The sequence below is a fragment of the Pandoraea sp. 64-18 genome, assembly GCF_001899225.1.
In the GTDB taxonomy this organism is placed as follows: Bacteria; Pseudomonadota; Gammaproteobacteria; order Burkholderiales; family Burkholderiaceae; genus Pandoraea; species Pandoraea cepalis.
In genome coordinates this window covers 59,231-86,092 of record NZ_MKVU01000017.1, presented here as the reverse complement: position 1 = coordinate 86,092, position 26,862 = coordinate 59,231, and the positions used below count along the sequence as shown (strand labels likewise).

34 protein-coding genes, 1 tRNA gene and 1 pseudogene are annotated in these 26,862 nt (G+C 62.2%); 3 read left to right on the top strand and 33 right to left on the bottom strand.

The genetic code is table 11. The features are described from left to right. Window positions 1–25: 25 nt before the first annotated feature. On the bottom strand, window positions 26–391 hold the full coding sequence (gene trfA / locus BGP02_RS15100) for a plasmid replication initiator TrfA (RefSeq protein WP_353744111.1): 366 nt from the start codon (window positions 389–391) through the stop codon (window positions 26–28). Window positions 392–1,011: 620 nt separating this feature from the next. Here trfA and BGP02_RS15090 point away from each other — a divergent pair. Then, window positions 1,012–1,716, top strand: a complete 705-nt coding sequence (locus BGP02_RS15090) for a helix-turn-helix transcriptional regulator (RefSeq protein WP_286798797.1) — start codon at window positions 1,012–1,014, stop codon at window positions 1,714–1,716. A gap of 48 nt (window positions 1,717–1,764) precedes the next feature. On the opposite strand, the gene BGP02_RS15085 is transcribed toward BGP02_RS15090, so the two are convergent. The 8 genes and pseudogenes from BGP02_RS15085 to petA form a co-directional block, all read right to left on the bottom strand. Then, window positions 1,765–2,811 (bottom strand): tyrosine-type recombinase/integrase, encoded by a 1,047-nt coding sequence (locus tag BGP02_RS15085; RefSeq protein ID WP_286798796.1) that lies wholly within the window; start codon window positions 2,809–2,811, stop codon window positions 1,765–1,767. 97 nt (window positions 2,812–2,908) lie between these two features. Continuing rightward, a tRNA-Thr gene (locus tag BGP02_RS15080) sits at window positions 2,909–2,984 on the bottom strand. Window positions 2,985–3,110: 126 nt separating this feature from the next. Next, window positions 3,111–3,569 carry a ClpXP protease specificity-enhancing factor gene (locus tag BGP02_RS15075; protein WP_026132067.1) on the bottom strand — a complete coding sequence of 153 codons (459 nt, stop codon included), beginning with the start codon at window positions 3,567–3,569 and terminating at the stop codon, window positions 3,111–3,113. 76 nt (window positions 3,570–3,645) lie between these two features. Continuing rightward, window positions 3,646–4,257: a glutathione S-transferase N-terminal domain-containing protein gene (locus BGP02_RS15070; protein ID WP_023593906.1), complete on the bottom strand. Its 612-nt coding sequence runs from the start codon at window positions 4,255–4,257 to the stop codon at window positions 3,646–3,648. A gap of 83 nt (window positions 4,258–4,340) precedes the next feature. Next, entirely contained in the window at window positions 4,341–5,060 is a 720-nt protein-coding gene (locus BGP02_RS15065) for a cytochrome c1 (protein WP_026132066.1), read from the bottom strand. Then, entirely contained in the window at window positions 5,057–5,296 is a 240-nt protein-coding gene (locus BGP02_RS22440; RefSeq protein ID WP_502688485.1) for a Bbp19 family protein, read from the bottom strand. Before BGP02_RS22440 ends, BGP02_RS15065 begins: the two co-directional genes overlap by 4 nt. Beyond that, a pseudogene (locus BGP02_RS15060) lies at window positions 5,236–6,330 on the bottom strand (cytochrome b); the annotation flags it as partial. The gene BGP02_RS22440 and the pseudogene BGP02_RS15060, both read right to left, overlap by 61 nt. Before the next feature lie 149 nt (window positions 6,331–6,479). Further along, entirely contained in the window at window positions 6,480–7,094 is a 615-nt protein-coding gene (gene petA, locus BGP02_RS15055) for a ubiquinol-cytochrome c reductase iron-sulfur subunit (protein WP_017234586.1), read from the bottom strand. Window positions 7,095–7,511: 417 nt separating this feature from the next. On the opposite strand from petA, the gene mscL reads away from it, so the two are divergent. Beyond that, window positions 7,512–7,958 carry a large conductance mechanosensitive channel protein MscL gene (gene mscL, locus BGP02_RS15050; protein WP_017234585.1) on the top strand — a complete coding sequence of 149 codons (447 nt, stop codon included), beginning with the start codon at window positions 7,512–7,514 and terminating at the stop codon, window positions 7,956–7,958. Between the two features lie 45 nt (window positions 7,959–8,003). Here mscL and BGP02_RS15045 read toward each other — a convergent pair whose 3' ends face one another. After that, on the bottom strand, window positions 8,004–8,753 hold the full coding sequence (locus BGP02_RS15045) for a Nif3-like dinuclear metal center hexameric protein (RefSeq protein ID WP_017234584.1): 750 nt from the start codon (window positions 8,751–8,753) through the stop codon (window positions 8,004–8,006). 18 nt (window positions 8,754–8,771) lie between these two features. Between BGP02_RS15045 and BGP02_RS15040 the strand changes: the two genes are divergently transcribed. After that, window positions 8,772–10,016 carry a Do family serine endopeptidase gene (locus tag BGP02_RS15040; RefSeq protein WP_017234583.1) on the top strand — a complete coding sequence of 415 codons (1,245 nt, stop codon included), beginning with the start codon at window positions 8,772–8,774 and terminating at the stop codon, window positions 10,014–10,016. Window positions 10,017–10,243: 227 nt separating this feature from the next. Here the strand turns inward: BGP02_RS15040 and tatC are convergent, their stop codons facing one another. The 23 genes from tatC to BGP02_RS14925 all read right to left on the bottom strand — a co-directional run bounded on the left by tatC (window position 10,244) and on the right by BGP02_RS14925 (window position 26,858). Beyond that, window positions 10,244–11,035, bottom strand: a complete 792-nt coding sequence (tatC, locus tag BGP02_RS15035) for a twin-arginine translocase subunit TatC (RefSeq protein WP_017234582.1) — start codon at window positions 11,033–11,035, stop codon at window positions 10,244–10,246. Window positions 11,036–11,100: 65 nt separating this feature from the next. After that, the gene (gene tatB, locus BGP02_RS15030) at window positions 11,101–11,643 is read right to left on the bottom strand and encodes a Sec-independent protein translocase protein TatB (protein WP_017234581.1); all 543 of its coding nucleotides are present in this window, start codon (window positions 11,641–11,643) and stop codon (window positions 11,101–11,103) included. A gap of 12 nt (window positions 11,644–11,655) precedes the next feature. Next, complete coding sequence (gene tatA, locus BGP02_RS15025) at window positions 11,656–11,901, bottom strand: Sec-independent protein translocase subunit TatA (RefSeq protein WP_017234580.1); 246 nt, start codon at window positions 11,899–11,901, stop codon at window positions 11,656–11,658. A gap of 279 nt (window positions 11,902–12,180) precedes the next feature. Then, window positions 12,181–12,555: a histidine triad nucleotide-binding protein gene (locus tag BGP02_RS15020; protein ID WP_017234579.1), complete on the bottom strand. Its 375-nt coding sequence runs from the start codon at window positions 12,553–12,555 to the stop codon at window positions 12,181–12,183. 55 nt (window positions 12,556–12,610) lie between these two features. Then, window positions 12,611–13,033 carry a DUF4870 family protein gene (locus BGP02_RS15015; RefSeq protein ID WP_017234578.1) on the bottom strand — a complete coding sequence of 141 codons (423 nt, stop codon included), beginning with the start codon at window positions 13,031–13,033 and terminating at the stop codon, window positions 12,611–12,613. 65 nt (window positions 13,034–13,098) lie between these two features. Then, complete coding sequence (locus BGP02_RS15010; protein ID WP_130027390.1) at window positions 13,099–13,455, bottom strand: phosphoribosyl-ATP diphosphatase; 357 nt, start codon at window positions 13,453–13,455, stop codon at window positions 13,099–13,101. Between the two features lie 5 nt (window positions 13,456–13,460). Further along, a complete protein-coding gene (hisI, locus tag BGP02_RS15005; RefSeq protein WP_286798795.1) occupies window positions 13,461–13,859 on the bottom strand; it encodes a phosphoribosyl-AMP cyclohydrolase in 399 nt (132 codons plus the stop codon). Window positions 13,860–13,876: 17 nt separating this feature from the next. Next, window positions 13,877–14,650, bottom strand: a complete 774-nt coding sequence (hisF, locus tag BGP02_RS15000) for an imidazole glycerol phosphate synthase subunit HisF (protein ID WP_286798794.1) — start codon at window positions 14,648–14,650, stop codon at window positions 13,877–13,879. Between the two features lie 38 nt (window positions 14,651–14,688). After that, complete coding sequence (hisA, locus tag BGP02_RS14995; protein WP_017234574.1) at window positions 14,689–15,438, bottom strand: 1-(5-phosphoribosyl)-5-[(5-phosphoribosylamino)methylideneamino]imidazole-4-carboxamide isomerase; 750 nt, start codon at window positions 15,436–15,438, stop codon at window positions 14,689–14,691. A gap of 193 nt (window positions 15,439–15,631) precedes the next feature. Then, a complete protein-coding gene (hisH, locus tag BGP02_RS14990; RefSeq protein ID WP_017234573.1) occupies window positions 15,632–16,270 on the bottom strand; it encodes an imidazole glycerol phosphate synthase subunit HisH in 639 nt (212 codons plus the stop codon). Continuing rightward, window positions 16,267–16,893 (bottom strand): MarC family protein, encoded by a 627-nt coding sequence (locus BGP02_RS14985; RefSeq protein WP_017234572.1) that lies wholly within the window; start codon window positions 16,891–16,893, stop codon window positions 16,267–16,269. Before BGP02_RS14985 ends, hisH begins: the two co-directional genes overlap by 4 nt. Window positions 16,894–17,005: 112 nt before the next feature. Then, entirely contained in the window at window positions 17,006–17,593 is a 588-nt protein-coding gene (gene hisB / locus BGP02_RS14980) for an imidazoleglycerol-phosphate dehydratase HisB (protein WP_017234571.1), read from the bottom strand. 27 nt (window positions 17,594–17,620) lie between these two features. Next, window positions 17,621–18,685: a histidinol-phosphate transaminase gene (gene hisC / locus BGP02_RS14975; RefSeq protein ID WP_017234570.1), complete on the bottom strand. Its 1,065-nt coding sequence runs from the start codon at window positions 18,683–18,685 to the stop codon at window positions 17,621–17,623. A 49-nt stretch (window positions 18,686–18,734) separates the two neighbouring features. Continuing rightward, window positions 18,735–19,151 (bottom strand): hypothetical protein, encoded by a 417-nt coding sequence (locus BGP02_RS14970; protein ID WP_286798793.1) that lies wholly within the window; start codon window positions 19,149–19,151, stop codon window positions 18,735–18,737. Between the two features lie 148 nt (window positions 19,152–19,299). After that, on the bottom strand, window positions 19,300–20,622 hold the full coding sequence (hisD, locus tag BGP02_RS14965) for a histidinol dehydrogenase (RefSeq protein WP_150563311.1): 1,323 nt from the start codon (window positions 20,620–20,622) through the stop codon (window positions 19,300–19,302). Then, window positions 20,619–21,299 carry an ATP phosphoribosyltransferase gene (hisG, locus tag BGP02_RS14960; RefSeq protein WP_017231788.1) on the bottom strand — a complete coding sequence of 227 codons (681 nt, stop codon included), beginning with the start codon at window positions 21,297–21,299 and terminating at the stop codon, window positions 20,619–20,621. Before hisG ends, hisD begins: the two co-directional genes overlap by 4 nt. Then, window positions 21,296–22,621 carry a UDP-N-acetylglucosamine 1-carboxyvinyltransferase gene (gene murA, locus BGP02_RS14955; protein ID WP_286798792.1) on the bottom strand — a complete coding sequence of 442 codons (1,326 nt, stop codon included), beginning with the start codon at window positions 22,619–22,621 and terminating at the stop codon, window positions 21,296–21,298. The genes hisG and murA overlap by 4 nt, the downstream gene beginning before the upstream one ends. Then, complete coding sequence (locus BGP02_RS14950; RefSeq protein ID WP_017231786.1) at window positions 22,618–22,857, bottom strand: BolA family protein; 240 nt, start codon at window positions 22,855–22,857, stop codon at window positions 22,618–22,620. The genes murA and BGP02_RS14950 overlap by 4 nt, the downstream gene beginning before the upstream one ends. Before the next feature lie 18 nt (window positions 22,858–22,875). Next, entirely contained in the window at window positions 22,876–23,643 is a 768-nt protein-coding gene (locus BGP02_RS14945) for an ABC transporter permease (RefSeq protein WP_017231785.1), read from the bottom strand. Then, window positions 23,640–24,566, bottom strand: coding sequence for an ABC transporter ATP-binding protein (locus tag BGP02_RS14940; protein WP_017231784.1), 927 nt, complete (start codon window positions 24,564–24,566; stop codon window positions 23,640–23,642). Before BGP02_RS14940 ends, BGP02_RS14945 begins: the two co-directional genes overlap by 4 nt. Before the next feature lie 354 nt (window positions 24,567–24,920). Continuing rightward, window positions 24,921–25,178 carry an STAS domain-containing protein gene (locus BGP02_RS14935; RefSeq protein WP_017231783.1) on the bottom strand — a complete coding sequence of 86 codons (258 nt, stop codon included), beginning with the start codon at window positions 25,176–25,178 and terminating at the stop codon, window positions 24,921–24,923. Window positions 25,179–25,182: 4 nt separating this feature from the next. Continuing rightward, a complete protein-coding gene (locus BGP02_RS14930; protein ID WP_017231782.1) occupies window positions 25,183–25,803 on the bottom strand; it encodes an MlaC/ttg2D family ABC transporter substrate-binding protein in 621 nt (206 codons plus the stop codon). Window positions 25,804–25,991: 188 nt separating this feature from the next. Continuing rightward, window positions 25,992–26,858, bottom strand: a complete 867-nt coding sequence (locus BGP02_RS14925) for an MlaA family lipoprotein (RefSeq protein ID WP_017231781.1) — start codon at window positions 26,856–26,858, stop codon at window positions 25,992–25,994. Window positions 26,859–26,862: the final 4 nt, after the last annotated feature.

The following is a 26,862-nucleotide window of genomic DNA, read 5'->3' as shown; positions in this document are numbered from 1 at the left end:
CGTCTGAGCTGAGGAGCCATTATCTCTAGATTCCTTTGGTACGAAATTTCCCGGACAGGTCATCATCCGACTGCCGGAGTTCTTCGCCCGTGTGGCGGATCTCGATTGACGCATCCATGGTTCCCACCAACTCGTTTCTGAAATACCGTCGAGGTTGCTTTCGGTTGCGGGCATTGAAAAGGGCTGATCGGAGAACATCATTGGGGATGCCGCGAACCGGATCTGGCCAATCCGGTAACCGCGCCAGAGAATCGCATGCTGGTAAAACAACCGGCGCGCTATTTCTTGGAGCAGCCAGCGCTCGGAGACGAATACGCTCCACGAGCGATACCAGGTCATTCTCTCGCCCACCAATACCGCTACCGGAAAGTGATGGCGTGCTCACCGTCATTGGTCGTCGCTCAGAATTTGCGCAATTTGGGACGTTCTGAAATAGACCCTACGCCCGAGACGCAGCCTTGCCGAATTCACTCGCCCTACCCATGCGCCGGAGGATCGCAGGCTAATACGCAACCCCTCAGGTGAGCGGTCCAATATCTGCGCCAATTGGGCGATACTCAAAAGGGGGCCGTAATGCTTGATCAGGGTTTCTTCGATCGTCATTTCGTAGTCAACCTATCGTTTTCGTAATCAATGGTTGAACGATAGCGATCGTTCCGATAAGGTTCAGCCTATTGGGTTACCAACAAGGTTGACACTTTGAAACACCGCAGAGTCCGTGTGTGGAAGCACTGCGCACCTGTCATCGCATCCGCTGTCGAACGTTTTTCTGACGATTGGGGGCCGTACTCATTCAAGTCGCGCCGATACTCCATTTATCGCCTTCTACGGGAATTGATCGATCCGGCCTGGCAGACTTACCTAACGCTCCTTCCGAGCACGCATAGGGCAAGAGACCTATGCACGTCCCATTCGATCAGCGAAACGGCCCGGTCGATAGGTTTTCGCGCTTTGGAAGATCGGATAATTTCGCTTGGCTCGTCACCCCATATGCAGGGCCAAGATAGCGACATGATTGGCCGAGGATCTGCGTCCGAACGGGCCGACGATTGCTCATACAGAACGGCCACGCTGGTCGATGAGATAGAGTTTGACTCGACGATAGACACGCTGCGCGAACTCATCCTGCGTTGCCGCCTGAAGCGACCAGCAAAGGAACGAGTTAGCGATCTAACCGCAAGCTCCTTTTCATCGATCTGCGAGCTATGCGGCCTTCATACGGAGTTCGAAGCATACCGTCGAGGAGCGGATTGGTCGCTGCGCGATTCCGACCTAAAGATGCGACTAAGTAGGCGATATTGCGCACACCATCGACCTAAGAGTCTGGACGGCGCGCTAAACCCATTCTATCGGCGCGCGATGAGAAGCCGACACAAGTTTGAAGAGGAAGCCACGCGGCTCGCGTTTCAGACTACCGGGATGTCGGCAATCCGCACCCGCACTGAAGGCACAGCCACCGAATTGTTTCTCTCCAACGTTGCTGTTAACCAAGCGCTTTACTTCGATGAAGAATCTGAGATACGCACCATAGCGCGGAGCCTGGTAGACGCGAGGCTGAGCGACCGGAAGAAACAAATTGTCATGCTCTCGGCAGCCGGTTTGACACAGCAAGAGATCGCTCTGCGCCTAGGCATTAGTCGCCAAGCCGTTTGGAAAGCTTTGAACTCGATCCCCGACGTTTATCGTCTTGATCGTTTCAGCGTGCCTCGAAAATGATCTGCTGCCGGCGGCACTGTCGCCGCCACCGCAGAAACCTCGACCGATTCATTCGACAGCATCAAGACGATCAAGCTTGCTCACCAAATCCTCTGCGCGAAGGTGCGTATAGCGCTTCAGCATCTGCATCGATTTGTGCCCGCTAATCGCAGCGACCTCCTGGTCACTCATGCCAGCCTCGACTAAACGGCTAACGGCTTCGTGTCGCAGGTCGTGAAAGTGAAGATCGTCGAAGCCCAATTCGTGGACGATGCCCGCCCACAGCTTCTGAAAGACGTAGGGCTTTCTTCGCTTGTCCCTTCCCGGCTCACCGAAAAACACGAGATCCGTATCATTCGGACGCAGCGGATTATCCAACGCCGACTGCAGAACCACAGTCGCGGCCCGCGTTAGCGGAACCAAGCGTGCAGAACCGTTTTTCGTATCCGTCAATCGAACGATTCGTCGCTCCAAATCGATCTGCGAGCGACGTAGTCCCGCGATCTCTGATGAGCGCATGCCAGTCTCTACCGCGAGCCTGACAATCCAGCCGAGCATGGGGTTACTGTGCGCATTCACGGCATCAAATAACAGCTTTTGCTCAGGCACACTCAATCGCCGATCACGACCGGCGCCTGGACTCGGCTTGCGGATGTTAGCAACCGGGTTGAACGTCAGGCCGATTCCCCACTCTTGAATGGCGATTCGAAACAAGTGCCCAAGCATCGCCAACTCGATTCGGACCGTGTTGTTCGATTTTCCCTCGGCAAGCCTCTCATCCCTGTACTTGGCCACCAATTCGGCGCTGACGGCTGCCATCGAGTACTTGCCAAAGAATGCGCCCAAGCGCTGCGCAGAAAACCGCTCGCTCCGCTGCGTCGTTGGCTTCTTGGTGACCGACACCTCTTCCATATAGCGTTTCAGCGCGCCGGCCACGGTCAATTTTTCGGATGGCGCACGCGAAAGGTAAACGCCCCGGACCATCTCATCTTCGGTTCGGCGAGCCCAATCTTCGGCATCACGCTTTGTGCGAAATGTCTTTGCCGTAGTCGGCCATCCGATCGTTCGGATTACGGCCTTCCAAGTACCTGAGGGAGTCTTGACGATGGTTGCCATGTACCGTTCTCGATAGCGCACCGTACCGAAAATGTACCTTTGGCCGACCAGAAAGACAAACGGGTTACGTGAAAATCACGTAACCCGTTGTTTTATTTGGTGCCGGCTGCAGGACTCGAACCCGCCACCTGATGATTACAAATCAACTGCTCTACCAGATGAGCTAAGCCGGCGAAGTCGCGTATTGTAACCGATTCATCGGTTACTGACGACCCCCTGTCAGGGCGAAATCATCCGGCGACGGAGGCCTTTGGGGAAACACGCACAAAGCGCCCACCCCGCTCACCCGCGCTCTCGAATTACTTCACCACCTTCAGGCGAGCCCGTCCGGTGCTGCCACCCGCCGCGCCATTGCCACCTGGGCGCGTCGGATCCGAATCGTCGTCGCTCGCGGCCTGCACCGACGGCACCGCTTCCAACTCGGCACCCTCCTCCGCCGACGCCTGCTTGTCGACCGGGAATGCCATCCCCTGGCCATTCTCGCGAGCATATATCGCCAGCACGTTCGGCACCTGCACTTCCACTTTCTGTGAAATGCCGCCGAAGCGGGCGCTGAATTCAATCCAGTCGTTGCCCATCTGCAATCCGCTCGTGGCATCGAAGCTGATGTTCAGCACGATCTCGCCATCTTTCACAAACTCGCGCGGTACTCGCGTCCTGGCATCGACATGCACGGCCAAATACGGTGTGTACCCGTTGTCGGTACACCACTCGTACAGCGCGCGCAAAAGGTAAGGCTTGGTAGACGTTTCAGGCATATGACCAACTTATCCCGCCGCGAAACCCGCCCACCGCACTCGGCAGGCCAGCCTCGCCAGCGGTTCAATCAACGCATCAGCGACGCATGACCTTTTCGGACGGCGTCAGCGCTTCAATGTAGGCCGGACGGCTGAAAATCCGCTCGGCATACTTCATCAACGGCGCGGCATTCTTCGACAACTCGATGCCATAGTGATCCAGACGCCACAACAACGGCGCAATCGCCACGTCGAGCATCGAGAACTCCTCGCCCAACATGTACTTGTTCTTCACGAAAATCGGCGCAAGCTGCGTCAAACGATCGCGAATCGACGCACGCGCCTTCTCATGCGTCTTCTCCGCCGCCTTGCCCTTTTCGTTCTCGAGCGCGCTCACATGCACGAACAGCTCTTTCTCGAAATTGAACAGGAACAAACGCGCACGCGCACGCTGCACCGGATCGGCCGGCATCAACTGCGGATGCGGGAATCGTTCGTCAATGTACTCATTGATGATGTTCGATTCGTACAGAATCAAGTCGCGTTCAACAAGAATCGGCACCTGACCGTACGGATTCATCACCGCAATGTCTTCCGGCTTGTTGAACAGGTCGACGTCACGGATTTCGAAATCCATGCCTTTTTCGAACAGAACCAGCCGGCAACGCTGGGAGAAGGGGCACGTAGTGCCCGAGTACAAAACCATCATAGCGCGTCTTCCTTAAAAACCAACGGGGCCGGGGCGGGAAATCGACGCTCCCCAAACCCTGGCCCCGTCGTACAGACGTTATTTTACTTCACGTCCTTCCAATAGGCCGCATTCAGGCGCCAGGCAAGTACCGTAAAGAGTCCCAAGAACAACAAAACCCAGACACCCAACTGCCGGCGTGTGCGTTGCGCCGGTTCCGACATCCAATCCAGATAAGATACCAGATCAGCCACGGCAGCATCGAATTCCACCGGTTTCATCGTCCCCTGCGTAATCTGCACGAACTGGGCCGGACCATGCTCCGCCCCCTCCCCATGCTTCAATCCCCGCTGTCCCTGCAACTGCCAAAGCGGGTTTGGCATGCCCACATTCGGGAACACCAGGTTGTTCCACCCCGTCGGCCGCGCATCGTCTCGATAGAACGTACGCAAGTAGGTATACAGCCAGTCCGTCCCCCGCGCCCGGGCCTCGACCGACAGATCCGGCGGCGGTGCACCAAACCACTCCTTGGCATCCGCCGCACGCATGGCCACGGTCATCGTGTCGCCAATCTTGTCCGTCGTGAAAAGCAGATTGTTCTTGATCTCTGCATCCGACAATCCCAGATCCTTCAGGCGCGAATACCGCATCGACGCCGCCGAATGGCAATTCAGGCAGTAGTTCACGAACAGCTTCGCGCCTCGCTGCAGCGAGGCCAGGTCGTCGATCCGATTGGGCGCCGTATCCAGCGCCATACTTTCTTCAGCCAAGACCGGCGCCGCGAAACCACTCAGGAGCGCCAGGACAAGCAACAGTTTTCTCATCGTGATATCCCTAGTCGTCGTTGGCGTGCGCTCAATGCGCCGCGAAGGTCACGCGATCCGGCACCGGCTTGAACGTGCCGCGTTTGCTCCACAGCGGCATCAGCCAGAAGAATCCGAAGTAGTACAGCGCGCCGACCTGCGAAATCGCGGTCTTCATGGGCGTCGGTTCCTGAATGCCCAGATACCCCAGCACCGCAAAAACAACGACGAGAATACCCAACAACACTTTGTGGAATCCCGGACGGTAACGAATCGACTTCACCGGGCTATGGTCCAGCCACGGCAGGAAGAACAGCGTGACCACCGCGCCGCCCATCACCACCACGCCCCAGAACTTGGCCTCAGTCAGATACATCGCCAGCAGCAGCAACACGACACCGCCAGACGCCGCCACCTTCGTGGTCGCGGCCGCTTTGCCCTTGACCCACCAGATCGCCGTAACGATCACCGCCAGCCCCATCAACAAATGCTTGAAGTCGTCGGTCGTGGCGCGCAGCATCGAGTAGAAGGGCGTGAAATACCACACCGGCGCAATGTGCGGCGGCGTTTTGAGCGAGTCGGACGGAATGAAGTTGTTCGCTTCCAGGAAGTAACCGCCCATCGTCGGCGCAAAGAACACGATCGCCGAGAACACCATCAGGAACACGCCCACCCCCATGATGTCGTGCACCGTGTAATACGGATGGAACGGAATGCCATCGAGCGGCCGGCCGTTGGCGTCTTTTTTGTCCTTGATCTCGATGCCGTCAGGGTTGTTGGACCCGACTTCGTGCAACGCGATGATGTGCGCGACGATCAACCCGATGAGCACCAGCGGAACGGCGATCACGTGGAACGCAAAGAAGCGGTTGAGCGTGGCATCCGACACCACGTAGTCGCCGCGAATCCACAGCGACAGGTCCGGACCGATGAACGGAATCGCCGAGAACAGGTTCACGATCACCTGCGCGCCCCAGTATGACATCTGCCCCCACGGCAGCAGATAGCCCATGAACGCTTCAGCCATCAGGCACAGAAAGATCAAGCATCCGAACACCCACACCAGCTCACGCGGCTTGCGGTAGGAACCGTACAACAGCCCGCGGAACATGTGCAGATACACCACGACGAAGAACATCGATGCGCCCGTCGAGTGCATATAGCGAATGAGCCAGCCCCACGGCACTTCGCGCATGATGTACTCGACCGACGCGAACGCGAGATTGGCGTCGGGCTTGTAGTTCATCACCAGGAAAATACCGGTGAGGATCTGAATCACCAGCACCAGCATGGCCAGCGATCCGAAGAAATACCAGAAGTTGAAATTCTTGGGCGCGTAATACTCGGACGCGTGCTCCCTCCAGAGCTGGCTGAGCGGAAACCGGCGATCGATCCAGCCCAGCAAGCCCGTCGTGTCGACCTGTTTGTCGGCGGCCATGATTACGCTTCTCCTTTTTCGTCTTTACCGATCACGAGCTTGGTGTCGTTCACGAACATGAACCGGGGAACGTCGAGATTCTTTGGCGCCGGCTTGTTCTTGAAGACACGGCCAGACATATCGTAGGTCGACCCGTGGCACGGGCACAGGAAACCCGGATCGGGGCCCAGCGCGGCGTTGGCGTTCGCCTGGTAAGGGCCGGAAGGGATGCAACCGAGGTGAGTGCAGATGCCGACGACCACGAGCAGATCCTTGTGCTCGACACGCGCGCGGAACGCGTTCTTGCAATAGTCGGGCATCGGGTAGGAAAACGTTTCCTTGGAGTCCGGATCGGCCAACTCCGCCGTCACTTTGGACAGCGAAGCCATCTCGTCAGGCGTGCGACGCACGATCCACACGGGCAAGCCGCGCCAGGACACGGTCATCTTGTCGCCTGGCTTGAGATTGCTGATGTCTGCCTCGACGGGCGCCCCGCCTGCCTTGGCGCGCTCCGAGGGTTCGAGCGAACTGACAAAGGGAACCAACGTTGCAACGCCGCCCACGCCTCCCGCTACGGACGTTGCAATCAACAGATTCCGACGGCTACTGTCGACGGCCTTTTCTTGATTGTCACTCATCACAAGCCCCACACGGTTGAATTGGTATTTCCGTCAACCTTAAATCATACGCGAGCGTGAATGCCTGAAACAACGGCAAAACGCCCCAGCCTCCTAGTGGTTTTCGCGTATTTTCAAAGGATTAACGTACCCTGCGGGTGGCCAGCGCTCACCCGGGGTTTCGCTTCTGGGATGCTGCACGAGAACCGTCATGATCGCCGCTTTCGTTGACGCGTGCACGACATTTAGTCATCATTTTCCCTGTCTCGTCCCGGTGACATCGTGCGCGGCCTGTGGCATTCGCGTGACATTATTTGACGCGACCCCCGCCGCAGCCGTGCGGCCCGCATGGAATTACCGGTCAATCAATGCCAGTTCATGAGTCCCGGTGTAGCGCGATGCTCCTCCGGGTCACGCAACATAACAGGGAGAAATGGCATGAGCTTCATGTCGGAATTCAAGGAATTTGCCGTCAAGGGCAATGTGATCGATCTGGCCGTCGGCGTGATCATCGGCGGGGCCTTCGGCAAGATCGTTGATTCGGTCGTCAAAGACTTGATCATGCCGATCGTGGGTGCAATCTTCGGTGGCCTAGATTTCTCGAGCAAGTTCATTCTGCTTGGCACCATCCCGCCCGACTTCAAGGGCAACCCGACGTCCTACGCCGATCTGACCAAAGCCGGTGTGGCCGTCTTCGGTTACGGCAACTTCATCACCGTCGCCCTGAACTTCCTGATCCTGGCCGTGATCATTTTCCTGATGGTCAAGCAGATCAACCGGCTCAAGCGTCCGGAGGCGGAAGCCCCGGCAGCCCCCGCGCCCACGCCGGAAGACATCGTTCTGCTGCGCGAAATCCGCGACAGCCTCAAGAAGCAGAACGGGTAAAGCTGCGCAGGGCGGCCTCGTGCCGCCCCCGAAAGGCGCCTCAGGTCAAGCCGGGTTCGGCATATCGAAGAATCGATGCGTGAGCCCGAACCGGGCTGCGACATGCTCGCCAATGGCCTTCGCGCCGCCACGCTCGGTCGCATGATGGCCCGCCGCCAGATAACCCACGCCGCTCTCGAGCGCGAGATGCTGGGTAGGCTCGGAGACTTCGCCGCTGATATACACATCCGCGCCCGCCCCGATGGCAGCCTCGAAGAAGCCCTGCGCGCCGCCGGTGCACCACGCAACACGGCGCACCTCGCGATTCGGGTCGCCCAACAACAGCGGCGCGCGCCCCAGCCTTGCTTCAACGTGGGCCGCAAGCGCCGCCAATGTCGTCGGCGCGGCGGGTGCGCCAAGCCATCCAAGCTGATCCGGGCCAAAACGGCCGCCGTCGTCGGAGAAGCCCAGCAACTTGCCGAGTTGCGCGTTGTTGCCCAGTTCGGGATGGGCATCGAGGGGCAGGTGGTAGGCGAACAGGTTGATGTCGTGACCGATCAACACCCCCAAACGACGTCGCTTCATCCCGGTAATTCGGGCATCTTCGCTCTTCCAGAAGTAACCATGGTGAACGAGGACGGCATCGGCGCCCCAGTCGCGGGCGGCTTCGAGAAAAGCCAGGCTGGCGGTCACGCCGCTGGCGATTTTCTGAATCTCGCCGCGCCCTTCGACCTGTAGGCCATTCGGGCAGTAATCGCGAAATTGCGCGATTTGCAGGGTATCGTTCAGATACAATTCGAGTTCAACACGATTCATATAAGGTCTCGCTCTTTCATGCTCAGACGCTTCTGGCTACTGTTCGCGCAAGCGGTCACCGTGCTGCTTGCGTTGCTCTTCATCGTCGCCACCCTCAAGCCTCAGTGGCTGCAACGCCAGGGTTCGTTCGGCAAGCAACTGGCCAATCCCATCATCGCCCTGCAGGAAGTCGCGCCGAGTCTGTCCGAGAAGCCGTCGACCGGCTCGTACGCCGATGGCGCACAAAAGGCGATGCCTGCGGTCGTCAGCATTTTTTCCAGCAAGGAACAAAAGCAGAATCGCGATCCGCGCCTCGATGATCCGTTGTTCCGGTATTTCTTTGGCGACGGCGGCGGCACAATGCGGCAAGACCCGGTCTCGAGCCTCGGCTCGGGCGTGATTGTGAGCAGCGAAGGCTATATTCTCACGAATCATCACGTGGTGGACGGGGCCGACGAGATCGAAGTCGCCCTTGCCGACGGCCGCAAGGCCCGCGCCAAGCTGGTCGGCAGCGACCCCGAAACCGACCTCGCGGTGCTCAAGATCACGCTCGACAACCTCCCCGCCATCACGCTGGGCCGCATGGAACAGGTGCGCGTGGGTGACGTGGTCCTCGCCATCGGCAACCCGTTCGGCGTCGGCCAGACGGTTACGATGGGCATCATCAGCGCGCTGGGGCGCAATCACCTCGATATCAGCACGTTCGAGAACTTCATCCAGACGGACGCCGCCATCAACCCCGGCAATTCGGGCGGCGCGCTGGTCGACGTCAACGGCAACCTGCTCGGCATCAACACGGCGATCTACTCGCGTAGCGGCGGCAACATGGGCATCGGCTTCGCGATTCCCGTGTCGACGGCGCGCTCGGTGCTCGAGAGCATCATCACCACCGGTTCAGTCACGCGCGGCTGGGTCGGGGTCGAGCCGCAGGACATCACCTCGGATATCGCCGAGTCGTTTGGCCTGCAGCAGGATTCGGGCGTCATCATCGCCGGCGTCGTGCAGGGTGGCCCCGCCGACAAGGCCGGCGTCCAGCCGGGCGACATCCTGACAAAGGTGAACGACGCATCGATTCGCGACACCACCGAACTGCTCAACGTCATCGCCCAGATCAAGCCGGGCACGCAGGCCAAGCTGAACGTCACGCGCAAGAAGAAAGCGATGGATCTTACCGTGACGATCGGCAAGCGCCCGCCGCCGCCCAAGCGACCGGCGCAGGACGGTGCGGACGGTGGAGACGGTACCGACGGCGGCGATGGCACCGACGGGAACAGCGCCGACTGAGGGCATCGGACCGCCCGGAAGGACACAACGGCTGCGCCTGGGCGCGGCCGTTTTCATTTGCGTCGCCGCGACGGGCTTCGCCCATTGTCACGCCTGCCCTCGTGCATCTTCGGCCCTCGCCTGCGGCGATCGCCTACAAAAAAAGCACGGGCCATGAGACCCGTGCTTTTCTGTATCTGCATTATCGATGTCGCGAGCCGACTGTGCCGCGGCAAGCCACGCCAAGGTTACGGCGTCGCTTCGCCGTTCCCCTCGCTGCCTTCGTCTTGCCGATGGCCCTGTTTGACGAACAGCCGCGCCGCGATCAAGCCCAACTCATAAAGGATACAGAGCGGGATCGCCAACATCAGTTGCGAGAGCATGTCCGGCGGCGTCACGACGGCAGCCAGCACAAAGGCACCCACCACCACGTACGGCCGAATCTGCTTGAGCTTCTCGATGCTCACCACGCCCATGCGCGCGAGCACCACGACGACCACCGGCACTTCGAAGGTCACCCCGAAGCATAGGAACATCGTGAGCACAAAACTCAGGTAATTGTCGATATCGGTGTTCATCTCCGCACCCAATGGCGCGTTGTAATGCGCCATGAAGTGGAACACGGTCGGGAACACCAGGAAGTAGGCGAACGACATGCCCAGCAGGAACAGCGTGTAGCTGCTCACGACCAACGGCATCACCAGCTTCTTCTCGTGCTGATACAACCCTGGCGCCACGAACGCCCAGGCCTGGTACAACACCACGGGCAGCGCAATGACGAACGCCACCATCATCGTGACCTTCATCGGCACGAAGAACGAGCCGGTAATATCGGTGACGATCATCTTGCCGCCCGCGGGCAGCGATTGCATCAGCGGGCGAGAGAGCAGGCGGAAGATGTCCGGTGCCCAGTAGACCAGCGAGAGGAACGCCACGATCACCGCCGCGCCCGCGCGAATGATGCGATTGCGCAGCTCGATCAGATGCGAGATGAAGGTCTCTTCGGAGCCCCCGTCGGGGATTTGCTTGTCGTCGCTCACGTCGACTTATCCAGGAATGAAGCCGGCACAGTGCCAGATGGCGGGAAGTTCGGTGCGCAAGCGCCTCAGAAGAACTTGACGGGCCGGCGCAACTTGGCCGGTGTGTGACGCGCCACACGCGCCGCCCCCGACTGCACCTGCGTGCGCGTGGCGCTGGCCTGCTTGAACCAGATCGGCGTAGCAGTCCGGCGTACGCGCCAGTTGCGGCGCTTGGTCGACGCGCGGATACCGGACGTCACGACGGGTTCGGAAAGGTAGCTGTCGGAATACCCGGTCGCCGCATCCGTACCGCCGCCGGCGATCTCGCCGGACGACGTGCCCGTGGCACTCGCCCAGGCGTCGTTGAGCGACGCCTCCTGCTCGTGCAGTTGCTTCTGAATGGTGTTCTGTGCGCTGCGGGCCGCGTCCTCGAACTGCGTGCGCATATTGCGCAACTCGTCGAGTTCCATTTCGCGGCTCACCTCAGCCTTCACATCGTTGATATAGCGCTGTGCGCGGCCAAAGAGCGCGCCCGCCGTGCGCGCCACTTTAGGCAAGCGCTCGGGCCCGATTACGACCAGCGCAACAACGCCGATCAACATCAGTTTGGAAAGACCGAGATCGATCATGTCGACGCCGGCTTAGCCTTGCTTGCGATCGCTCGTGTCCTTGGCCTGCACGTCGATCGTGGTCGAGTCGCGCAGTTCCTTGGCAGTCGCCGGGTCATCCTTGGCGGCCGGGGCACCTTCGCCCTCCTTCATGCCGTCCTTGAACCCCTTGACGGCGCCTCCCAGATCGGTGCCGATGTTGCGCAACTTCTTGGTACCGAAAACCATCATCACGATCACCAGCACGATCAGCCAGTGCCAAATACTCAACGAACCCATGACCACTCTCCTTGCGTTTCCCCACCCCTGCCGCGTCGCGACGGGATCTTGTCGTGCACGGTTGCCCCGGCGTGACAGCCAGGAACAAGCGCTCCATGTTTGCCGCCGTGCCCGCAGCAACGTGCCCCATTGTGGCACATTGCGCGGCACGTCCTGCATCGTAACCGGGTCGGACACCGGGTAGAAATAAATGTTTCGTGAAACCGTCGTCGATGCGGAACACTTGCACGCTCCGACAGCACTATGCGGCAACGCGTCGCGTCATGCCGCCGGCGACACTCACATGCGCTTCCACGGCCGCGGTCCGGCCAGAATGTGCATATGAAGATGATAAACCTCCTGGCCGCCACCCGGTCCGGTGTTCATCACAACGCGGAATCCGTTGCCTTCGATGTTCGACGCATCGCCGTCGAAACGATAGCCTTGCTCGGCGGCCAGCTTCGGCGCGAGCAGCATCATCTTGCCCAACAGCGCCTGATCTTCCGGCTGGCAGTCCTGCAATGTGGCGATGTGCTTGCGCGGCACCATGAGCAGGTGCAGGTCGGCCGCCGGATTGATGTCTTTGAACACCACGACATCGTCGTCGGCATGGACCTGCGCGCTCGGGATCTGCCCGGCAATAATCTTGCAGAAGATACAGTTGTCGTGCGTCATGCGTGTGTCTTCCTCTCGAATGCTTGTAGGGAGCTTAGGTGCCGCTCGGTATCGTTCAGGCGCGCGCGGCGTACATGGGCTTGTTGTCGTTCAGGTAGAGCCAGCCCTTGACGATCCGATACAGCGCCCAAATGCCCAGCACCCAGAGAATCGCGAAGCCGACCATCACGATGGCAAGCGCCACGCCGAGTACCCCCCAGACCACCGACCACCAGAACGTGCGGATCTGCCACGTGAAATGCGAGGCGTAGAGCGTGCCGGCGGCGTCATCGCGCTTGATGTAGTTGATGATGATCGCGACGATGGCGGTCACGCCGCCCGTGAGCCAGAACAGCGCATAGAGCGCATAAAGCACGTGCGTGAGCTTGCGCAACGCGCGCTCCTGCTCGGCGCTCGGCGCATTCGGGGGTGTCGCGAGGTAAGGATTGCCGGGGCTGCCGGGCGATCCGGTCGCGCCCGGGGGCTGCGAATCGTTCATGAAGCGTCTCCTCGCGTGAGCCAGCGCGGCATATCGATGATCACGGCCATCGTGGCCAAAGGAAATCAGTCCGCGTGTTCGCCACGGATGCCGCGCTGCGCCTTTTCGACGAGCCCCGACAACCCTTCGCGGCGCGCCAGTTCGGCGAGCACTTCGTTCGGGCTCAGGTCGTGATGCGCGAGCAGTACCATGCAATGAAACCACAGGTCGGCCGTCTCGTTGACGAGCTTCTGGCGCAGGTTGTCGGCCCCGCCAATGCGAATGTCCTTCGCCGCGAGCACCACTTCGGTGGCTTCCTCGCCGATCTTCTTGCAGATGGCGTCGTCACCCTTGTGGAACAGACGGGCAACGTACGACTTGTCGGGGTCGGCTCCCTTGCGCGAGGCGATGACCTCGGCCACACGCTCCAGCGTATCGTTCATGGTGCTCACTTGTAGATCTTGTGCGGGTCCTTGAGCACCGGTTCGACGGATGCCCAATGGCCATCCTCGACGCTGCCCTCGAACTTCTGGAAGAAACAGGAATGGCGACCGGTGTGGCAGGCAATGCCATCGATCTGCTCGACCTTGATCAGCACCACGTCTTCGTCGCAATCGAGACGAATCTCATGCACCTTCTGCACGTGGCCCGACTCCTCGCCCTTGTGCCACAGACGCTTGCGCGAGCGCGAATAATAGACAGCCTCGCCGGTCTCGACCGTACGCGCGAGCGCCTCGCGGTTCATCCACGCGAACATCAGCACATCGTTGCTGCCGAGTTCCTGCGCAATCACGGGCACGAGGCCCTGCCCGTCCCAAGCTACCTTGTCCAGCCAATCTTGCGTCATGATCCGTGGAATTCCGTTCAGAGCCGCACCGAAATGCCCTTGTCGGCCATGAAGCGCTTCGCTTCACCGACCGTGTGCTCGCCGTAGTGGAAGATACTCGCGGCGAGCACGGCATCCGCATGGCCTTCAGTCACGCCGTTGGCCAGATCGGCCAACGACCCCACGCCGCCCGAGGCGATCACCGGGATGCTCACGGCATCGGACACTGCGCGCGTGAGCGCGAGGTCGAAGCCGCTCTTGGTGCCGTCGCGGTCCATGCTGGTGAGCAGGATTTCGCCCGCGCCCAAGGCCTCGATCCGCTTGGCCCAGGCCACGGCGTCGAGGCCCGTGGCTTTGCGACCACCGTGCGTGAAGACTTCCCAGCGCGGCGTTTCGCCTTCGGCGGAGACGCGCTTGGCGTCGATCGCCACGACGATGCACTGCGCGCCGTACTTGGCGGCCGCGTCGGCCACCAACTGCGGATTGGCCACGGCCGACGAGTTCATGCTGACCTTGTCGGCACCGGCGTTGAGCAGGCGGCGCACGTCGGCCACTTCGCGCACGCCACCGCCCACGGTCAGCGGAATGAAGACTTGCGCGGCCACCGCCTCGATGATCGGCAGAATGAGGTCGCGCCCGTCGGAGGTCGCCGTGATGTCGAGGAACGTCAATTCGTCGGCGCCCTGCTCGTCATAGCGGCGGGCGATCTCGACGGGGTCGCCCGCGTCGCGAAGTTCGACGAAATTGACACCCTTGACCACGCGGCCGGCCGTTACGTCCAGACACGGGATGATGCGTTTAGCGAGAGCCATGATGTTGGCAGGCGAGGCGGCCGCAGCCGTGGTCTCGCTTATGCCGCTCCTCCGGAAAGCTCGTCCGCACGCGTTTGCGCCGCCGAGAAATTCAAGTCGCCCGAGTAGATCGCGCGGCCGCAGATGACGCCTTCGACGCCTTCCCGCTCAACCTGGCACAGCGCGTCGATATCGCCCAGGTTCGACAGGCCGCCGCTGGCAATCACCGGCACGGTCACGGCCTGCGCGAGGCGCACGGTCGCGTCGATATTGATGCCCTGGAGCATGCCGTCGCGGCCGATATCGGTGTAGATGATCGATTCGACGCCGTAGTCCTCGAACTTGCGCGCCAGATCCACGACTTCGTGGCCGGTGAGCTTGCTCCAGCCGTCGGTGGCGACCTTGCCATCCTTGGCGTCGAGACCAACGATGATGTGCCCGCCGAATGCGGTGCATGCGTCCCGGAGGAACCCGGGATTCTTCACCGCCGCCGTCCCGATGATGACGTACGACAAACCGTCGTCGAGATAGCGCTCGATGGTGGCCAGGTCGCGAATGCCGCCGCCCAGTTGCACGGGGATATCGGCCCCGACTTCCTGAATGATGGCGCGAATGGCCGCTTCGTTGCGCGGCTTGCCGACGAATGCGCCGTTCAAGTCCACCAGATGGAGGCGGCGAGCGCCTTGCTCGACCCAATGTCGAGCCATGGCCGCGGGGTCCTCCGAGAATACGGTGGCTTGATCCATGTCGCCTTGTTTGAGGCGAACACACTGACCGTCTTTAAGGTCGATGGCCGGAATGAGCAGCATAGGCAATCGTGAAACGTCGCTAGAGGGAGGTAAAAGAAATTCGCAAATTACGCGGACAATACAAAACCGACCCCTGCCTTGCCGGGCATCGGCACGTCGGGATCGGATTCATCAACATGACACACAGTATAAGCCGTGACGCAGGGCATGCTCCGAGTGACATCCGGGCGCGAATACGCGAGACGGGTCACGCTCAAGGCTTCCACTGCGCAAAATTGCGATAAAGGGTAAGGCCCGCCTGAGCGCTCTTTTCCGGGTGGAACTGGGTGGCAAAGATATTATCTTGGGCCACCGCACAGGTAAAGGGCACCCCGTAGACGGTCTCGCCGACGGTCAACTCGGGCCTTGCGGGCACAACGTAGTAGCTGTGCACGAAGTAAAAATAGCTGTCGTCGGGCACGCCGGCCCAGATCGGGTGAGGCCGCGTCTCACGCACGCGGTTCCAACCCATCTGCGGCACCTTGAAGCGCGAGCCGTCGTCCTGCAACTGGCCCTCGAGGTCGAAGCGCACCACGCGGCCCGGCAGCAGGCCGAGCGCGGGCGTGTTGCCCTCGTCGGACATGTCGAACAGCATCTGCTCGCCCACGCACACGCCGAACATCGGCTTGGTCGCGGCGGCCTCGACGACCGCGTCGCGCAGGCCCGACTCGTTCAGGCAGCCCATGCAGTCGCGCATCGCGCCTTGCCCCGGCAGCACCACCCGGTCGGCGGCGCGAATCTCGGCGGCGTCGCTGCTGATGCTCACATCGGCCTCCGGCGCGGCGGCACGCAGCGCCTGATAGACCGAGCGCAGGTTGCCCATTCCGTAGTCGACAATCGCAATCTTATTCATCTCAAACCCGGCAGCAGTATTTTCAAACCATCGATAATGAATTCCACGGCCAGCGCCGAGAGGATCAACCCCATCAGACGCGTGCCGATATTGATGCCCGTACGCCCGAGCCAGCCTTCGAGGCGCCCGGCGCTGCTCAGTGCCACCCAGCACACCGCGCCCAGGCCCACGCCGATCGCCAGGAGCATCAGAATCTGGGCCCAGCCGTGCGCACGCCCCGAGTAGATGATCACGGTACTGATCGTGCCCGGGCCGGTGAGCAGCGGAATCGCGAGCGGCACCACGGCGATGTTCGGCCGCTCCTCCGCTTCGTCGCGCTCTTCCGCCGTCGAGCGCGTGTTCCCGGTCTGTGCGTTGATCATGTTCACCGCCATGAGCAACATGATGACGCCGCCGCCCACTTCAAGCGATGCGATCGAAATACCGAAGAAGCGGATGATGGCTTCACCGAACAACCCCGAGCCCGCGACCACCAGGGCGACCGCAATCGCCGCGACATTGATCGTACGGCGCTTCTCCTCGCGCGTCTGCGAGGACGTCAAGCTGATGAAAAGCGGGATCGCCCCGAGCGGATTGATCAGGGCCAGCAGCGAGATGAAGAACTTGAAGGCGTCGAGCGTCATAGGGGCACGCGGCGCCGGCGGCCGGCCGGTCGGTGAATCGTCGCAGGGGCGCCGGCCTTGCGGGCCGGCGGGCTATCGGGCTACCGGGCCGGCTGCGCCGACCCGTCTCGCGTTACAGGCTTCCCTTCGTGGACGGCACGACACCCGCTGCGCGCGGATCGATCTCGACCGCCATGCGCAGCGCGCGACCGAACGCCTTGAACACCGTTTCGCACTGGTGGTGGGCGTTGATGCCGCGCAGATTGTCGATATGCAGCGTGACGCCCGCATGATTGACGAAGCCACGGAAAAACTCGATGGTCAGATCCACGTCGAAATTGCCGACACGCGCCCGCGTGAACGGCACATGGAATTCGAGACCGGGACGACCCGAGAAATCGATCACGACGCGCGACAGCGCCTCATCGAGCGGCACGTAGCTGTGGCCGTAGCGCACGATGCCCTTACGATCGCCGATCGCCTTGGCCACCGCCATGCCCAGCGTGATGCCGACGTCTTCCACCGTGTGGTGATCGTCGATGAAGGTATCGCCGCGGGCTTCGACATCCATGTCGATAAGGCCATGGCGCGCGATCTGGTCGAGCATGTGGTCCAGGAACGGCACGCCGGTATCGAGGGCCTTGCGGCCAGTGCCGTCCAGGTCGATCTTGACGCGTATTTGCGTTTCGCTGGTATCGCGAACGACTTCCGCAATGCGCATGGTGGTGAGTTCTCGTCGTATGGCTTGTTAGAGTGATGCGGCCAGGGCTTTCACCATTGCCGCATTCTCCGTGGGGGTGCCGACCGTCAATCTCAGGCAATTGGCCAGCAATACGTGCATTTTACCCACGTTTTTGATCAACACCTTGTGTGCGAGCAGACCCGCGTGGGTTTTGTCGGCATCCGGCACGCGAACGAGCAGGAAATTCGCATCGCTCGGGAACACACTCACCCCGGGCAGCGCCGCCACGGCGGCGGCCAGCCGCGTGCGTTCGGCGCGCAATTCGGCCGCCTGGGCGTCGAGCACGCCAAGGTGATCGAGCATGAATTCGGCGCATGCCTGCGTGAGCACATTGATGTTATAGGGCGGACGCACCTTGTCGATCTGGTCGAGCCATTGTGCGCTGCCCGCCACGTAGCCCAGCCGGATGCCCGCCAGCCCGAGCTTCGAGACGGTGCGCATGACCAGCAGTTGAGGGAACTCCGGCAGACGCGGCATCCACGTCTTCCCGGCAAACGGCTGGTACGCCTCGTCGATCACCACGAGGCCGCGGCTGGCGGCACGCACCAGCGTCTCGATGTCGTCGTCGGCGAACAGATTGCCCGTCGGATTGTTCGGATAGGCCAGGTATACGACCGCGCCCGGATGCGCCGCAATGGCGCCTAGCATGGCCGGCATGTCGAGCGAAAAATCGGCGCGCAGCGGCACACCGACGAACTCGATGCCCGCCAAGCGCGCCGACATCTCGTACATGACGAAGCCCGGCATCGGCGCAATCACCGTGGCCCCCGGCCGAGCGGTGGCCATCGCGATCATGCTGATGATCTCGTCCGAGCCGTTGCCCAGCAGCAGCTTGGCCCCGGCCGGCACGCCCATCGTGCGGGCGAGCGTCTCGAGCAGCACATGAGGACGCGGTGCCGGGTAACGATTGAGCGCCACGTCGGCCAGTCGCTGCCCCAGCGCACTGCGCAACGCCGGCGGCAGGCCATACGGATTCTCCATCGCGTCGAGCTTGAGGAAACCGCTCGCGTCAGGCACGGCGTAGGAACTCATGGCGAGCACATCGGAGCGGATCACTGAGTCGACGGACATGGCAGTAGAGGCGGGTTGCGCGACATCGCGCGGAATCATTGATAAAGGATCAGTTGAAGGCGAACGTCAGCCGTCCGGCGTCGGCGCCGTCGATTTTGACGACGCAGCGTCGACCGGTTTCCACACTGCCGAGCGCATCGGTAATGCGCTGCAGCCGCACGCCGGTCTGCCAGGACAGCGCCTGCGCCACCGCCGGGCTCACGCGCGCGTGCGCGGCATCGGCCTCGCAACGCATGGCGACCAGGCGGTTGCCAACGCGGCCGAACACGCCGTGGGCCACTTCGTCGTCCGTGCCGCGCAGCGCAGTCTTGCCGCCGAGTCGCAACACGTAAATATCGTTGTCGAACGCCTGACGGCTCACGCACACGGTCATACGCTCGACCGACGTGCCTTCGAAGGTGGCGTGCTGGCAATACTGACCGGCGGCGTAGGCCGAGGGACTGCCGGCAGCCGCGAGGGCGCACACGACAGCCACTCTGCGCACAGCGCGCGCGAGGCGGGCCGGCAGCGGCCACGACAACGACCCCGGGGACAGCGCGATGGCACGGGGCCGACGCCGAGCGGTGGCCGACGTCGTTGGACAATACGCGGGCCGCAGGGCGTCGTCGCGCATCTCAGGACTCGCGATGCAGACGGTATTCGGCGCTGCGCGCGTGCGCCTGCAGGCCTTCGCCGTAAGCCAATTCCGCGGCGATCTCGCCAAGCATGCGGGCACCACCCTCGCTCACTTCGATCAGGCTCGAACGCTTGATGAAGTCGTACACGCCCAGCGGCGACGAGAACCGCGCCGTGCGCGACGTCGGCAGCACATGGTTGGGACCGGCGCAGTAATCGCCCAGGCTCTCGCTCGTGAACTTGCCGAGGAAGATCGCGCCGGCGTGGCGAATCTTGTCGCCCCACTGCTGCGGGGTTTCGGTGGAGATTTCGAGGTGCTCCGGCGCGATCACGTTGACGATCTCGCACGCTTCGGCCATGTCGCGCACCTTGATCAGCGCGCCGCGGCCTCGCAACGAGGCGGCAATCACTTCGCGGCGCGGCATCTCGTCGATCTGGCGCTCCAGCGAAGCGTGCACGCGCGCGAGATACGCGGCGTCCGGGCACAACAGGATCGACTGCGCGAGTTCGTCGTGTTCCGCCTGCGAGAACAAGTCCATCGCGACCCAGTCGGGATCGGTCGTGCCGTCGCAAATGACAAGAATCTCTGACGGCCCGGCAATCATGTCGATCCCGACCGTGCCGAACACGCGGCGCTTGGCGGCAGCCACGAACGCGTTGCCCGGCCCGACGATCTTGTCGACGGCCGGCACCGTTGCGGTGCCATAGGCCAGCGCGGCGACCGCCTGTGCGCCACCGATGGTGAACACGCGGTCCACCCCGGCGATTTGCGCGGCGGCGAGCACCAGTGGGTTCTGCACGCCATCCGGCGTGGGCACCACCATGACGATCTCTTTCACCCCCGCCACACGCGCCGGAATGGCGTTCATCAGCACCGACGACGGATAAGCCGCCTTGCCGCCCGGCACATAGATGCCCACCCGATCGAGCGGCGTGACCTTCTGGCCCAGCATCGTGCCGTCCGGCTCGGTGTATTGCCAGCTATGACTGCCGCACTCGATGCGCTGCTTCTCGTGATAGGCGCGCACGCGGGCCGCTGCGGCCTCGAGCGCCGCGCGACGCTTCGGCTCAAGGCTCTCGAGCGCAGCCGCCAGCGCTTCGGCGGGCAGCTCCAGCGCCGTCATGTCCGTCGCGCTCAAGCGGTCGAACTTGTTGGTGTATTCGATGACGGCCACATCGCCGCGCGCCTTCACGTCGGCGAGAATATCGGCCGCCGCACGATCGATGGCGGCGTCTTCGCTCGCCTCGAACGCCAGGACATCGCGAAGCTGCGCCGCGAAGCCTTCGGCGGAGGAATCGAGTTTGCGAATATCGAGTTTCATGCTGTTTGCCGGGACGCCCGCTCGAAGGCATCCAGAATAGGCTGCAACGACTCGCGCTTCAACTTGAGTGCAGCCTGATTGATCACGAGGCGGGAGGAGATCTCCATGATCTCTTCCACTTCCACCAGATTGTTGGCCCGCAGCGTGCCGCCGGTGCTCACCAGATCGACAATCGCGTCGGCCAGACCCACGAGCGGGCCCAGCTCCATCGAGCCGTACAGCTTGATCAGGTCGACGTGCACGCCCTTGGCCGCGAAGTGCTCGCGCGCCGTTTGCACGTACTTGGTCGCCACGCGCAAACGTGCCCCTTGACGTACGGCATTCGCGTAATCGAAGCCCTTCGGTACAGCAACAGACATGCGGCAACGCGCAATGTTCAAATCGATTGGCTGATACAGACCGCCGCCGCCGTGTTCGATGAGCACGTCCTTGCCGGCCACGCCGAAGTCGGCGGCACCATATTGCACATAGGTCGGCACGTCGGTCGCGCGCACGATGATGACCTGCAGGTTCGGATCCGTCGTCGGCAGAATCAGCTTGCGGGAGGTCTCGGGGTCTTCCGTGACTTCGATACCGGCGGCCGCCAGCAACGGCAGCGTCTCCGTAAAGATACGCCCTTTCGAGAGCGCCAGCGTCAGCGGTTGAGCAAGCGGCTGGGCGGGCTTGGCGGAATTCATGCAATGTCTCCCTGGCGCGCTTCGACGCGCCGGATTTGCGCACCCACGGCGCACAACTTGGCCTCGATGCGATGATAGCCGCGATCGAGGTGGTGAATACGGTCGACGAGCGTGCGGCCCTCGGCCGTCAGACCCGCGACGATCAGGCTGGCGGAAGCGCGCAGGTCGGTCGCCATCACATGCGCACCCGACAGGCGATTCACGCCGGAAATCCGCGCCGTGTTGCCGTCGATGCCGATGTTCGCGCCCAGACGCGTCAACTCCTGCACGTGCATGAACCGGTTCTCGAAGATCGTTTCGACGACCTGCGATGCCCCTTCGGCAACGCAATTCAACGCCATGAACTGGGCCTGCATATCGGTCGGGAACGCCGGATATTCCGACGTTCGGAAACTGACCGCCCGCGCGCGCCGATCCATCGTCACGCGCAGCCAATCCGCGCCGGCCGTCACGTTCGCGCCGGTTTCGCGCAACTTCTCGATCACCGCGTCGAGGGTACCCGGCACAACGCGATGCAGCGTGATATCGCCACGCGTCGCCACCGCCGCGCACAGGAACGTGCCGGCTTCGATCCGATCGGGCACAACATCGTGTGTCGCGCCGGACAGGCGCGGCACGCCCGTCACGACCAGACGATCAGTGCCGATGCCGTCGATCTTCGCACCCATCTTCACGAGCAGCTCGGCCAGGTCCGTCACTTCGGGTTCGCGGGCGGCATTGGCCAGCACCGTAACGCCGTCGGCCAGCGTGGCCGCCATGAGCAGGTTTTCGGTGCCCGTGACGGTGATCATGTCGGTCACGAGCGTCTCACCACGCAGACGCGTTGCTTTGGCGACGATGTCGCCGTGCGTCAGCGTGATTTCGGCGCCCATCTTCTGCAGGCCCTTGATGTGCTGATCGACAGGTCGCGCCCCGATCGCACACCCGCCCGGCAGCGACACGCGCGCCTCGCCGCAACGCGCCAGCAGGGGGCCGAGCACGAGAATCGACGCGCGCATGGTCTTTACGAGCTCATAGGGGGCCGCCGGCTCGGTGATCTGCGACGCATCGAGCGTCACTGATTCGCCGTGACGCTCGACCTTCACGCCCATGCGTGCGAGCAGCGTCAGCATGGTGCGCACGTCGTGCAGATCGGGCACGTTGCCGAGCACCACCGGCTCGGCCGTCAGCAGGCACGCACACAGGATCGGCAGCGCCGCGTTCTTGGCGCCCGATACGGTAATCTCTCCCGCCAGCCGCTCGCCGCCCTCGATCACCAGGTGGTCCGCGGCCATGCGCTCGCCGGTGGCGGCGACGCCGGCGCTTTCTTGCGTAATCCTCATTGCGCCCGATACTCCGCAGGCGTGAGGGTCTTCATGGACAACGCGTGAATTTCCGCCTTCATGCGATCGCCCAGCGCGGCGTACACGAGTTGATGGCGGGCGATGAGACGCTTGCCGTCGAACTGCTCGCTCACGATGGTCGCGTAGAAGTGCTGACCATCGCCTTCGACGGCCACGTGCTCGCAAGCCAGACCGGCTTCGATGTACTGTTTGATTTGTTCGGGGGTAGGCAGCATGGCCGATCCTAGAGAAGTTCAGTGACGCAATTTATAACCACGGCGCAGCAAAGTCAGCGCGACGGTTGCGAGTATCAGAAAAGTCGCACCCACAACGGCAAGGCTGGTCTGCGGGGCAACGTCGGACACACCGAAGAAGCCGTAACGGAACCCGTCGATCATGTAGAAGAACGGGTTGAAGTGCGAGACAGCCTGCCACAGCGGCGGCAGCGAGTGAATCGAGTAAAACACGCCCGCCAGGAACGTTGCCGGCATGATCAGGAAGTTCTGGAACGCCGCGAGCTGGTCGAACTTCTCCGCCCAAATGCCCGCGATCAGACCCAACGTGCCGAGAATCGCCGCCCCAAGGAACGCGAAGCCGATGATCCACAGCGGCGCGGCGAACGTTAGATGCGTGAACGTGACCGTCACCGCGAAGACGCCTGCGCCCACGCACAACCCACGCACGACCGCGGCGAGCACGTACGCGCCGTACATCTCCCAATGCGACAGCGGCGGCAACAGCACGAACACGAGGTTGCCCGTGATCTTGGACTGGATCAGCGACGACGAGCTGTTTGCGAACGCGTTCTGCAACACGCTCATCATCACCAGGCCCGGCACGAGGAAAGATGTGTACGTGATCTGGTCATAGACCTTCACGCGGTCTTCGAGCACGTGGCCGAAGATCATCAGGTACAGCAGCGCGGTGAGCACCGGCGCGGCCACGGTCTGGAAGCTGACCTTCCAGAAACGCAACACTTCCTTGTAGAACAGCGTGCGGAATCCGACCCATGCCCCGATCATGCTGCCACCTCCTGCGCGCGCGAACCGGACATGATCTGCACGAACACGTCCTCGAGATCGGCCTTCTGGATGTCGATGTCCTCAACGATGCAGCCCGCCGCCCGGCAGGTGGCGAGAATCGATTCGACTTCGTCGCAGCCCGCCAGACGCAGCGCGAACTGAGGTCCACTCGTATTTTGCGGGTCGACCAGCAACGGGCGTAGTGCGTCGGGCAGCGTGCCGTGCTTGAAGCGCAGCACGAGACGCGTGCCCGCGAAACGCTGCAGCAGCGAGGCGGTGCGCTCGAGCGCCACGACTTCGCCGCGCTTGAGCATGGCAATGCGGTCGCACAGCGCTTCCGCTTCTTCGAGATAGTGCGTGGTCAGCACGATGGTGTGGCCTTCGCGGTTCAGGCGCGAGATGAATTTCCAGAGCGTCTGGCGCAGTTCGACGTCGACCCCGGCGGTCGGCTCGTCGAGCACGATCACCGGCGGGCGATGCACGAGCGCCTGCGCAACGAGCACGCGCCGCTTCATGCCGCCCGAGAGCTGGCGCATGTTCGCGTCGGCCTTGTCGGTCAGGTCGAGGTTCGCCATGACTTCGTCGATCCAGTCGTCGTTGCGCGTCAGACCGAAGTAGCCGGACTGGATACGCAGCGTTTCGCGAACGGAGAAGAACGGATCGAAGACGAGTTCCTGCGGCACCACGCCGAGCTTGCGGCGGGCATTGCGGTAGTCGCGCACCACGTCGTGGCCGAGCACACTGACGCTGCCCGCATCCGCGCGCGCGAGGCCGGCGAGAATACTGATCAGCGTGGTTTTGCCGGCACCGTTGGGACCGAGCAGACCGAAGAATTCCCCTTCTTCGATCGAAAAGCTGACGCCTTTGAGCGCCTGCAGTGCCTGATAGCGTTTCTTGACGTTACGGATTTCGATGGCGGCCATGGACTGCACGCACCCGCATTGGCGAGCGCGCCATATAGATTCTCCGGCCACGCCCGCGCGTGGGCGCAACCGCTGGGATCGCGGCAGCAGCCATATCGGCGGCGTGGGTGCCCGGATGAGGGTAACTGCCCAAAAGTCGGCAGAAAACCCCTGATTATAAAGGAAGCCGGTGGCGGCCGTGCTCACGCCCTGTCCAGTGCCCCCCCAAGGGAAACGTCGATCACGGGCGCGACGCCCGCAAGGCCCTTCGGGCCGGGTATGCGTCGCGCTCGGCCGGCATCACCGCATTGCCCATAAAAAAAGCGCCGTTGCGAGACGGCGCTTTCCTGCGGGACGGCGATCCGGCCAGGCGAATCAGATCGAGAGCAACTGGTCGACGCCGTACACCAGCGCAAGGCTGGCCAGCCCCGCTGGCAGGTTAGTGAACGCCAACGTCGCACCACGCCGAACCGCGTGGCGGCGCAGGGCCAGCAACACGGCGAGCGCCGACGAATCGAACTGCTTCAGCCCGGCGCAATCGATCTGGGTCTCGCCCGCGTCGATGCGATCGATGGCCTGCGCGAGGACGTCGCCGGCGGTGTCGTGCGTGAGATCGGTCTGCAACGCGAGCATGCGCTTACTTGCCGCCGGCCAGTTGCTGGTTGCGCTGGGTCAGGAACTGAATCAGACCGTCGACGCCCGACTTGTTCACCTGCTCGGCAAACTGATTGCGGTACGTCTGGATGAGCCAGGCGCCCAGCACGTTCAGGTCATACAGTTTCCATTCGCCGCTGGCCGACTTGTACAGACGATAGTCGAGCTCGATCTGCTGACCGTTGTTGAGGACATCGGTATAGACCACGGCGTCGGTGTCGCCCGGCTGACCACGGAACGGCTTGTAGTTGACCTGCTGGTCGCGAATCTGCGCGATGGCGCCCGCGTACGTACGCAGCAGCAGCGTCTTGAACTGCTCGGTCAGTTGCTGCCGTTGCTGCGGCGTAGCGGTGCGCCATGCGGCGCCAGTCGCCAACTGCGTCGTCTTCGCGAAGTCGGCGTGCGGCAAGATCTTCTGCTCGACCAGCTTGGTGATGCTGTTCAGATCACCCTTCTGGATGTTCGGATCGGACTTGGCGGCGGCCATCACTTCGTTCACGGTCTGCTTGACCAGAACGTCAGGCGCTTGCGCCTGGGCCACGGCGGCGCCGGCGGCGGTGTACGTCATCAAAGCCATGACGGGAATGAGCCAAAACTTCTTCATTGTGGACTTCCTCTTTCGAGTGACAGGTGTTGCGGGATTGGATACCCGTGTTGTGTCTGGAGTTCGCGAAATACCGGCAGTGTCGTGTAACAAACTGTTGCCCGACAGGCCTGCCAACGGCGCCCCGTAAGGCGGGGCGCCCTGTCATCAGGAGGCATCGATGCCTGGCGGCAGGCGACTCGCGCCGATCACCGGCGGAACGGCAATCCGCCCGGCACGATCTTGCCCGGTACGGGCGAACCTTGCGGCGCGTCCGGTTCGGCTTTCACGCCCGAGGCAGGTTCGGCTTGAACGCCTGAGGCAGGCATCGGCTGCGCGTTCGTGCCGCCGGCGCCGTCTTCCTCTTCGTAATTCGGCAACGCCGCGTTGCCCGCGGCCCCGCCATTGATCAAATACTTGCGTCGTGCGAGATAAGCATCGCGCGTGAACGAGTATGGATCGAGGGCGGCGGCTTCGAGAAGGTTCGATGCGTCGAGCAGGTTCGCTCGCGTATTCACGATGCGAACGCCGAAGATCGAGTAGCTGACCCAAGTCGGATTGATATACGACGTCGGGTCGATGAACATGTTGCCAGCCATGCCGACGCTGTCGCGCACCGTGCTCGGGCCGAGCACCGGCAGCACGAGGTACGGGCCGTCGGGCAGGCCCCACTTGCCGAGCGTCACACCGAAGTCCTGGCTGTGCTTGGGCAAGCCGGCCGGCGTGGCGAAGTCGACCAGACCGCCCACACCGAGGAAGGTGTTGATCGTCAGGCGCATCAGATCCTGCACGGCAGCCGTGACTTCCAGTTGCAGCAGGTTGTTGGCGAAGTTGTACACATCGCCCACGTTCGAGAAGAAGTTCGTGACCATGTCGCGCGCCGGTTGCGGCACGGCGAAGCGGTAGCCCTTGGCCACGGGCGTCATGACCGTCTTGTCGAGCGTGTCATTGAACGTGTACATCGAACGGTTGAACCCTTCGATGGGGTCGGCGGGACTCGGATTCGTGACAGTCGCGCACCCTGCCAGCGCCATCGCGCCGGCGGCCAGCACTGCCGAAGTACGGAAGCGGGTCATCTTT